The sequence below is a fragment of the Mycobacterium sp. genome, assembly GCF_036488105.1.
Classification (GTDB): domain Bacteria; phylum Actinomycetota; class Actinomycetes; order Mycobacteriales; family Mycobacteriaceae; genus Mycobacterium.
Genome location: NZ_DASXHW010000217.1, coordinates 1 through 11191, shown reverse-complemented (window position 1 = coordinate 11191; position 11191 = coordinate 1). Strand labels below are relative to the sequence as shown.

General features: G+C 68.4%; 2 protein-coding genes and 1 pseudogene. All 3 read left to right on the top strand.

Annotation, left to right across the window (positions count from 1 at the left end; all coding sequences use genetic code 11):
- Positions 1-2 precede the first annotated feature (2 nt).
- Complete coding sequence (locus VGH54_RS11680) at positions 3-4589, top strand: type I polyketide synthase (protein ID WP_331512153.1); 4587 nt, start codon at positions 3-5, stop codon at positions 4587-4589.
- The gene (locus VGH54_RS11675) at positions 4589-9361 is read left to right on the top strand and encodes a type I polyketide synthase (protein WP_331512152.1); all 4773 of its coding nucleotides are present in this window, start codon (positions 4589-4591) and stop codon (positions 9359-9361) included. The genes VGH54_RS11680 and VGH54_RS11675 overlap by 1 nt, the downstream gene beginning before the upstream one ends.
- A 5-nt stretch (positions 9362-9366) precedes the next feature.
- Positions 9367-11191, top strand: a pseudogene (locus tag VGH54_RS11670) (type I polyketide synthase); the annotation flags it as partial.

The window sequence follows — 11191 nt, the reverse complement described above, 5'->3', positions numbered from 1 at the left end:
TGCTGAGCCCGGAGAACAGCGTTGCCACGTCGCGGTGGGGGATGTTGGCACCCGACGGCCGTTGCAAGACCTTCGACGCGAGCGCCGACGGCTATGTCCGCAGCGAGGGCTGCGGTGTCGTGGTGCTCAAGCGGCTGAGTGACGCTGTGCGCGATGGCGATTCGGTGTTGGCGGTGGTGCGCGGGTCGGCGGTCAACCAGGACGGACCCAGCAGCGGCCAGACCGTGCCCAGCGGTCCCGCGCAGCAGGCGGTCGTCCGCGCGGCGCTGGCCGCGGCCCGCTTGGAGCCCTCGGACATCGATTACATCGAGGCGCACGGCACCGGCACCGCGCTGGGCGATCCGATCGAATTGGGCGCGCTGCACCAGGTATTCGGCGAGCGCAACGGTTCGGCGCCGCTGGTGCTGGGGTCGGTGAAGACCAACCTCGGCCACCTCGAGTCCGCCGCCGGTATCGCCGGCTTCATCAAGACCGTGCTCACCGTGCAGCACGGCTACATTCCCCAGCACCTGCACTTCACCGAGTTGACGCCCAATGCCGTCGAAGGCGCCTCGAAGTTCACCATCGCCGCCGACGGCATGGACTGGCCCGCGGTCGGGCGGGCACGGCGGGCCGGGGTGTCGTCATTCGGGGTCAGCGGCACCAATGCGCACGTGGTCCTCGAGCAGGCTCCAGGCCTTGAGCCTTCGAAAAATGAAGCGCCGCAACCGGAATCGGTGATCACCACGCTGGTGGTCTCGGGCAAGACGCTGGCACGCGTCGCCTCGACGGCCGCCACGCTGGCCGAGTGGATGATCGGCGACGGAGCCGCGGTGCCGTTGTTCGACATCGCCCACACGCTCAACCACCATCGCACTCAGCACAAGAGCTTTGCGACGCTCGCCGTGCGCGATCGCGCCCACGCGGTCGCCGGTCTGCAGGCATTGGCGGCCGGCCAGTCGGCGATCGGACTCGTCGAGCCGCACGAGGGATTGTGTCAGCCCGGAACGGTTTTCGTGTACTCGGGGCAGGGCTCGCAGTGGGCCGGCATGGGCCGGCAATTGCTGGTCGACGAGCCGGCGTTCGCGGCGGCCGTCGACGAGCTGGAACCGCTGTTCCTCGAGCACATGCGCTTCTCGCTGCACCAGGTTCTGACCGAGGGCCAGCGGGTCAGCGGCGACGCGCGGGTGCAGCCGGTGCTGATGGGCCTGCAATTGGCGTTGACCGCACTGTGGCGCTCGTATGGCGTGGAACCCGATGCGGTGATTGGACATTCGATGGGTGAGGTGACCGCGGCCGTCGTGGCCGGGGCGCTGACCCCCGCCGAGGGTTTGCGGGTCATCGGGACGCGTTCGCGGCTGATGTCAAAGCTGGCCGGCCAAGGCGCGGTCGGTCTGCTCGAAATGGACGCCGACGCGGCCGAAAAGCTGCTCGTCGACTACCCCCAGGTGAGCCTGGCCGGCTTCCTGTCGCCGCGCCAAACCGTGATCGCCGGCGCGGTGGCGCAGGTCGACGCGGCGATCAATGCCGTGAGCGCACAGGAGCGTTTCGCGCGGCGGGTGAACATGGAAGTCGCCTCGCACACCGCCCTGATGGATCCCATCCTGCCCGAATTACGTTCGGCGCTAGCAGACTTGACATTGAACGCGCAGACGATTCCGTTCATCTCCACCGTCGCCGACCCGAGGCAGACGCCTACCCTGGACGCCGACTACTGGGTTGCCAATGTGCGTCAGCCGGTCCGGCTGCACCAAGCCATCAGCGTCGCCGCCGAGCAACACGCCACATTCATCGAAATCAGTCCGCACCCCACGCTGACGCACGCCGTCACCGAAACGCTGGAGTCGGTGCACCATCACAGCCTTGGGACATTGTCGCGCAAGGGCGATGACACGGTCAGCTTCCACACCAACCTCAACAGCACGCACGTCATGCGTCCGCCCACGCTGCCGCATCCGCCCGAGCCGCATCCGGTTCTGCCGAGTGCGCCATGGCACCACAGCCAGCACTGGATCAGCGCCGAGGAATTCGTGAAGACCGCCGAGTCTGCGCCGCGGCCCGGCACGCTGCTCGGTCAGCACATTCCCGTCGCCGCGACACCGCCGACGCACCTGTGGCAGGCGCGTCTGACGCCCACGACCAAGCCGTATCCCGGTTCGCACCACAACAACGGTGTCGAGATCATCCCGATATCGGTTCTACTGCAGACACTTTCGGCGGCCGCCGCCGAGTCTGGTGGATCGGCGCTGTCCGAGATCCGCTTCGAGTACCCGATCGTCGTCGACGAGCCGCGCGTCATTCAGGTGGTGGCCGACGGAGCGTCCGTGACCGTGTCGTCGAGCGCCACTGTTTCCGCGCAGCACTGGGTCCGGCACGTCACTGCTCGTATCGCCCGCGGCTCGGATGACCACCCGGCGGCCGGTGCGGTAGCCGGTCCGCAGGTCTCCGACGGCGAGTTCGCCGATGACTCGGTGACCTCACTGTGGCAGACCTGGGGCAGCGAAGGTCGTCCGTTCGGATGGTCGATCGGCTCCTGCCGGTCGGCGGCCGGCGAGTTGCGCGCCGAGGTCGAGCTGACCCAGGCCTCCTCAGTTGCGTTGCTGGACGCCGCTATTCACATCGGCAGGCTCCTGGACGCCGAGAATCCGCGGCTGATGGTGCCGTCCGCGGTCGCGGGCGTCCGGTTTGACGCCGAGCTCACCGACCCGCGCGGCCGCGTCGAGGTTCGCCGGCGTGGCGGCAGCGACGAAGAGCTCATCGTCGACATCGCGGTGATCGGACCTGACGGCAGCACGAGCGTCGAAGTGCGCGGACTTCGCTACGCGGTAGTGGATTCGAGCGCGGCCGCCGGCCGCAACGACGATCCCGCGGCGATGGTGCACGCGCTCGACTGGCAGCCGTTCTCGCCCGTCGAGGGCCACGACGACCATCTGGATACTGGCCCAAGCACCGTTGCGGTGTTGGGCGAGAACGACATCGCCTGTGCGCTTCGCGACGGCCTGACTCACGCCGGCCATTCGTCGACTGCTGCCGCCGATGCCCGCTACGTGCTTTATGTCGCCGAATCCCGTTCCGGTGAAGCCGATGTCGACGCCGCGGTGCGCATGTCGATGGAGCTCGTCGACCTGGTCGGAAAGCTGGCCGAACGCGACGAAAGCCACCCGGTCACGCTGTGGATCATCACTCGCGGTGTTCGCGAGGGCAGTTCGGACGCCGCGGTCGCCCAAAGCCCGATGTGGGGAACCGCCGGGGTCATCCGGGCCGAACAGCCGCAATTGTGGGGCGGCCTGGTCGACCTGCCGGACGGCGCAGACATCGCTGGTCTGGTGCCGGCGCTGGCCACGGTTATCCGGAAGCCCGCGAAGTCGATTCTCGCGCTCCGCGACGGCGAGTTCCTGGCACCGGGCCTCGCGCCGGTGTCCGGTGAGCCGGTCAACGAGCCGCTGCGCTGCCGCCCGGATGCGGCGTACCTGATCACCGGGGGTCTGGGTGCGCTCGGTCTGCTGACGGCCGGCTGGCTCGCCGATCACGGCGCGCGCCGGGTCATCCTGGCCGGCCGCACCGCGCTGCCTCCCCGCCGTGACTGGGGCAGCGAGGCCAACGACGCCGACACCCAGCAGAAGATCAACGCCATCCGGGCGCTGGAGATGCGCGGCGTCGTCGTCGAAGCCGTCGCACTCGACATCGGATCGCAGGACGCGATGCGCGCGCTGCTGGCCAAACGCGACGCCGAAGGGGCCGCGCCCATCCGCGGTGTCGTCCACGGCGCCGGTGTCACCGACGCCCACCTGTTCACCGAGCTCGAGGAAGGCCGCCTACGGCGCACGGTGTGGCCGAAGATCGCGGGCGCGCAGGTGCTGCATCAAACCTTCCCGCCCGGCAGCCTCGACTTCCTGTTCCTGACCGCCGCGGCCGGCGCCGTGTTCGGTGTCCCGGGTCAGGGTGCCTACGCGGCGGCCAACGCCTACCTCGACGGGCTGGCCCAGTTGCGCCACCGGCAGGGCTGCCACACCGTCAGCCAGGACTGGGTGGCCTGGCGGGGTCTTGGCTTCGGCGCCGAAGCGCAGATCGCACTGCAAGAGCTCGAGCGGCTCGGGTCGCGGCCCATCACCGCCGACGAAGCGTTCGCGGCCTGGGACCACCTCGCGCGCTACGACGTCGCGCAGGCGATCATGGCGCCGATGCCCTCGGCGGACGGCGCAGCGGCCGCCGAGCCCAAGTCCACCTCACCGGTCTGGTCGGAGATGCCCGCCGAGGACGTCGTTGGTGAGCTGCAGGCCGGGCTGCGGGCCATCCTCGCGCGTGAACTGCAGATGGCCGAAGACGAGCTCGAGCTGGACCGGCCGTTTGCTGAGCTGGGCATGAACTCGGTGATGGCGATGTCGGTCCGCCGGGACACCGAGCAGTTCGTCGGGATCGAGCTGTCCGCGACGATGCTGTTCAACTACCCGACTATCGTGGCACTCGCTGAACACCTGTCCAAGAAGGTTTTGCCGCAGACAGAATCGGACAGCGATATCGACCTGCTGGGAGATTCGGACGGCAGCGTGCTGGGCGAGCTGTTCGACAGCGTGGAGTCGGCACCGGCTGGCAGCGAAAGGGGTATTTGATGACGTCGTCGTACGACGAGGACGCTCTACGGCACTGGCTGGCCGATTACCTCGTAACGAATGTCGGAGGCAGCATCTACGACATCGACTTCGACGCCCCGATGAGCGATCTGGGCCTGGGCTCGCGTGACGCGGTTGTGCTCTCCGGCGAGTTGACCGAGCTGCTCGGCCGCAAGGTATCACCTGTCGAGTTCTGGCAACACCCGACGATTTCCGACCTGGCACGCTTCCTGACCGGTGCCGAATCGTTCGCTCTCGAGGATGAACTCCAGCCCGACCGCGGCCACCTCGACGAGCCGATCGCGGTGATCGGTGTGGGCTGTCGATTCCCCGGTGGGGTGTCTGGCCCGGACGAGTTCTGGCAGTTCATGTGCGACGGCAAGAACGCGATCACCGAGGTGCCGCCGGAACGCTGGGCGCCGTTCGACGACGGCACGCCGGAGGTGGCGGCGACTCTGGCCCACACCACCCGCTACGGCGGGTACATGGACAACCTCGACGAATTCGACGCCGAGTTCTTCGACATCTCCACCCGCGAAGCCGTCAAGATGGACCCGCAGCAGCGGATGCTGCTCGAAGTCGCTTGGGAGGCACTGGAACACGCGGGCATTCCGCCGAGCAGCCTGCGCCGCTCGCAGACCGGCGTCTTCGCCGGCGCGTGCTACACCGACTACGGGTACGTGGCCGGAATGGACCTGGCCAATGTCGACGCGTGGAGCAATTCCGGTGGCGCGCTGAGCATTATCGCCAACCGGCTGTCGTACTTCCTTGATCTGCGCGGCCCGTCGGTCACCGTTGACACCGCGTGCTCGTCGTCGATCGTCGCCCTGCACCTGGCCTCGCAGAGCCTGCGCGTCGGGGACTCCGACGTGGCTCTCGCGGCAGGCGTGAACCTGATGCTGGCGCCCGCGATCGTTCGTGCCTTCGACCAGACCGGCGCGTTGTCCGCCACGGGTGCCTGTCACGCGTTCGACGCCGACGCCGACGGGTTCATCCGCGGCGAGGGCTGCGGCGTCGTGGTGCTCAAGCGGCTGAACGATGCTGTGCGCGACGGCGACCGGGTGCTGGCGGTGGTGCGGGGTTCGGCGGTGAACCAGGACGGCCGGTCCAACGGTCTGCTGGCGCCTAACCCCGCCGCCCAGATGGCGGTGCTGCGCTCCGCGTACGCCAATGCGGGTGTGCCGCCGCAAGAGGTCGACTACGTCGAGGCCCACGGGACCGGCACGCCGCTGGGCGACCCGATCGAGGCGCGTGCGCTCGGCACCGTGTTGGGACGTGGTCGCGCCGAAGACGCGCCGCTGCTGATCGGCACCGTCAAGACGAACATCGGCCATCTCGAGGCCGCGGCCGGAATGGCCGGCTTGATCAAAGCGGTGCTCGCGGTGCAGAAGGGCCGCATTCCGCAGAACCTGCACTTCCACACTCCCAACGCGCACATTCCCTTTGACCAGTTGCGTCTCAAAGTGGTTGCCGAACAACAGGAATGGCCGCAGACGGATCACCCGCGGCGGGCCGGCGTGTCCTCGTTCGGGTTCGGTGGAACCAACGCGCATGCGGTGATCGAGCAGGCGCCCGCCGCCGTACCGGTCATCCGCGAGGCCGACCCGGCCGTGAGTACCCTGGTGTTGTCGGGCAAGTCGCCGGAGCGAATCGCCTCCCAGGCGGCCGCACTGGCGGAATGGCTGCAGGGTGCAGGCGCCGACGTGCGGCTGCCCGACGTGGCCCACACGCTCAACTACCACCGCGAGCGCCACCCGCAGTTCGCCACCGTCTGCGTCCGCGACCGCGCCCAGGCGGTGGCCCAGTTGCAGGCGCTGGCCGACGGCCGGCCCGCCGAAGGCGTCGTCGGCCCGCACGACGGGCCGTGCAGTCCCGGTACGGTGTTCGTGTACTCGGGACAGGGTTCGCACTGGGCCGGCATGGGCCGGCAATTGCTGGAAGACGAGCCGGTGTTCGCCGAGGCGATCGCCGAGCTGGACCCGATTTTCGTCGAGAAGGTTGGGTTTTCGCTGCAGAAGGTCATCGCCAACGGCGAGTCGATCAGCGGCGACGCGCAAGTTCAGCCGGTGCTGATGGGACTGCAGCTGGCGCTGACCGAGTTGTGGCGCTCCTACGGAGTGCACCCGGATGCGGTGATCGGCCATTCGATGGGAGAGGTCACCGCGGCAGTGGTCGCCGGTGCGCTCAGCGTCGTCGACGGGCTGCGGGTGATCGCCATCCGTTCGCAGTTGATGTCCAAGCTCGCCGGCCAAGGCGCGGTCGCGCTGCTGAAGCTCGACCCCGAGGCAACCGAGGCACTGATCGCCGGCTATGCGGGCGTCAGTGTGGCGGGATACATTTCGCCGCGCGAGACGGTGATCGCCGGCGCAGTGGCCGCGGTCGACGCGGTGATTGCCGAGGTGAGTGGGCAGAACCGCTTCGCTCGTCGGGTCAACATGGAGGTCGCGTCCCACACCGCGTTCATGGATCCGATCTTGGACGAGTTGCGCACGGCGCTCGAGGATTTGAATCCCGAGATCCCCACCATCCCGTTCTATTCGACGGTCATGGAGGGCGCTGCGTCGCCGATGCTGGACGCCGACTACTGGGTGGCCAACGTGCGTCAACCCGCACTACTCAGCCAGGCCGTCGCGGCTGCCGCCGAAGAGCACGCGACCTTCATCGAGATCAGTGCCCATCCGATCCTGACCCACGCCGTCGGCGACACGCTGGATCCCACCACCCATCACCACAGCGTGGGGACGCTGTGGCGCGACGGCGACGACGCGGTCCGCTTCCACACCAACCTCAACACCGTCCACACCAGTCATCCGCCGCAGATCCCGCACCCCGTCGAGCCGCACCCGGTGCTGCCGACCACGCCGTGGCACCACGGCCGCCACTGGGTCAACCCCCGACCGATCACGCCGGTCAGACATGTTGCCGCCGTTGGTGATCCGGGCGTACAGACCGATGGCCCGATCCCGTCGGAGTGGTACTGCCAGCTGGCGTGGCCGGCCCGCGAATTGTCCGGGGCGACTCGGGAGCCGTCCGCGGATGGCGACGCCGACATCTCGTGGCTGGTCATCACCGACTCCGAGCTGGGAACCGAGATCGGTCGCGTCCTCGGCGACGAATTCGCCGCCGCGCCTGCGCCGACGTCAGTGCTGGCCGAAGGCGCCGACCCGACGGCGATCACCGACGCCCTCGCCGGAGTGACCCACGTGCTCTACGCACCCGCGGTGACCGGCGGCCAGTTCGGCGCCGAGGCGGGATACGAGTATTTCAACGCCGCACGACGGCTGACCGCTGCCATCGCCGAGATGGGCGTGGCGCCACGGCTGTATCTGCTCACCCGCAACGCCCAGCCGGTCACCGAAGGCGACCGCGCCAACCCCGCTCACGCGGTGTTGTGGGGTCTGGGCCGCACGCTTGCACTCGAGAACCCCGAATTCTGGGGCCGCGTCATCGATCTCGACGAATCGGTGCCGGACGGCTTGGCCGCCACCTACGTCGTGAACGAGGCCAAGGCCGCCGACGACGAAGACCAGGTCGTCTACCGGGCCGGCCTGCGCCGCGTGCCGCGGCTGCACCAGGGATACGCGCCCTCGACCGCACCTGCCGAATTGTCCAAGGACAGCAGCTATCTGATTATCGGCGCGACCGGCAACATCGGGCCGCACCTGATCCAGCAGCTCGCCGACTCGGGCGCGGGCACCGTCGTCGCGGTATCGCGCAACCCCGGTTCGCGCCTCGACGATCTGGCCGCCCGCCTGGCGCCGGCCGGCACCACTTTGGTGACGGCAGCCGCCGATGCGGCGGACGAGGCCGCGATGAGCGCGCTGTTCGACCGGTTCGGTGCCGACCTTCCACCGCTGGCCGGCATCTATGTCGCAGCGTTCGGCGGTGGCCCGATCACGTTGCTGGACATGACAAGTGACGACGTCACCGCGATGTTCCGGCCGAAGCTGGACGTGGTGTCGCTGGTGCACCGGCTGTCGCTGCGTCACTCGGTGGATCAGTTCGTGCTGTTCTCGTCGATCTCCGGGCTGACCGGATCGCGCTGGCTGGCGCACTACACTGCGACGACCACGTTCCTGGACACCTTCGCACTGGCCCGCCGGGCCGCTGGTCTTCCGGCTACCGCGATCAACTGGGGGCTCTGGAAGTCGTTGTCCGACGGCCAATCCGAGGAAGAGCGTCAGGTCACTCTCAATTCGGGTCTGGAGCCGATGGCCGACGAGGTCGCGATCCAGGCGCTGCCGTTGCTCACCGGCCCCGGTGCCCCGGCACGGCCGACCGTCGCCGCCGCCGACTGGGCCTTGCTGGCCGCGGCGTATCGCACCAGGGCGCCCCTGCGCATCGTGGACAACCTGTTGACCACCGACGACACAGCGGACAGTCCGGCGACGCGCAGCACCGAATTCCGAGACGCGTTGCGCGACGCCGAACCAACGCGGCGCCGCGGCATTCTGGTCGATCATGTGACCGCGCAGGTTGTCTCGGCGATGGGGTTGGCGTCGGCGCAGCTGCTCGACCCGACGGCGGGCTTCTTCCAGTCCGGCATGGATTCGCTGATGAGCGTCACCCTTCAGCGAGCCCTGTCCGACAGCCTGGGCGAGACGCTTCCGGCGTCGGTGGTGTTCGACTACCCGACCGTCGAGGCGCTGTCGGATTACTTGGCCACCATTCTTCCGGAGGTGGCCGACGCTGCCGAGGACGAAAGCGCCGACGTCTACGAGGACTTCAGCGACGACGAACTCCTCAAAGAGCTTTCTGAAAGGCTGGGTTGAGCGGGATGACTGCACCGCCAGATCGTCGGGCGATCATCACCGAGGCGCTACGCAAGATCGATGACCTGACGGCTCGGCTGGAGATCGCCGAAAAGGCCGACGTGGAACCGATCGCCGTGGTCGGGATGGCCTGCCGTCTGCCCGGTGGTGTGAGCACCCCCGCCGACTACTGGCAGCTGCTGCGCGACGGAGTCAGCGGCGTGATCCGGGTGCCCGAGGACCGCTGGGACGCCGACGCGTACTTCTCCTCCGACCACACCCGGCCAGGCACCATCTGCAACCGGGAGGGTGGATTCCTCACCTCGTGGCGGCCCGACGAATTCGACGCCGAGTTCTTCGGGATCTCCCCGCGCGAAGCGGTCGCGATGGACCCCCAACAGCGGCTTCTGCTCGAAGTCGCGTGGGAGGCACTGGAAAGCGCCGGTGTCACGCCCAAGGCGGTTCGCAACAGCCAGACCGGGATCTATGTCGGCCTGACCACCAGCGACTATTACTGGCTGTCGACTGACGGCGCGGTACGCCCGGAGGACTTCGACCCGTACCTGCCGTTCGGCAACGCGTCGAACTTCGCCGCGGGTCGGCTGTCGTATTTCCTTGGGGCGCACGGGCCGGCCGTGGTGCTCGACACCGCGTGCTCGTCGTCGCTCGTCGCGATCCACCTGGCCTGCCAGAGCCTGCGCCGGCGCGAGACCGATCAGGCGCTGGCCGCCGGGACCAACCTGATCTTGACTCCGGAAAACAGCATCGCCTGCTCGCGGTGGGGCATGCTGGCGCCCGACGGCCAGTGCAAGACCTTCGACGCGGCGGCCAACGGCTATGTACGCAGCGAGGGCTGCGGTGTGATCGTACTCAAGCGCCTCAGTGATGCGGTGCGCGACGGGGACCGGGTGCAGGCGCTGGTTCGGGGTTGGCGGTCAACCAGGACGGTCCGAGCAGTGGGCAGACTGTGCCCAGCGGTCCGGCCCAGCAGGCGGTCTTGCGGGCGGCGCTGGCGTCGGCGCGGTTGCAGCCGTCCGAGATCGACTACATCGAGGCGCACGGCACCGGCACCGCGCTGGGTGACCCGATCGAACTCGACGCCCTCAGCCAGGTTTTCGGCGATCGCGAAGAGTCGGCGCCACTGGTACTGGGCTCGGTCAAGACCAACCTGGGCCACCTGGAGAACTCCGCCGGCATCGCCGGGTTCATCAAGACCGTGCTCAGCATGAACCACGGCTACATTCCGCCGCATCTGCACTTCACCGGGCTGACCCCGAATGCCGGTGCCGGAGCATCGAAGTTCACCATCGCCGCCGACGGCATGTCGTGGCCCGCGGTCGACCGGCCGCGCCGAGCGGGCGTGTCGTCCTTCGGCGTCAGCGGTACCAACGCGCACGTCGTCGTCGAGCAGGCCCCCACCCCGGAACCGGTTGCCGCACAACCAGAACCGGTGATCAGCACGCTGGTGATATCCGGTAAGACGCCGGCGCGCATCGCGCCGATCGCCGCGATGCTCGCCGACTGGATGGACGGCGAGGGCGCCGACATGGCACTGGCCGACGTCGCCCACACCGTCAACAATTACCGCGGCCGCTACCGCAACTTCGGGACCGTGTCCGCGCGTGACCATGCCCAAGCGGTTGCGGGGCTGCGTGCCCTGGCCGCAGGCGAACCCGCGACCGGCGTCGTGGAGCCCAGCGAGAAGCCGCACGGTTCGGGCACGGTGTTTTTGTATTCGGGTCAGGGTTCGCAGTGGGCGGGGATGGGTCGGCAGTTGTTGGCCGATGAGCCGGCTTTTGCTGCGGCGGTGGCCGAGTTGGAGCCGGATTTTGTGGCGCAGGTGGGTTTTTC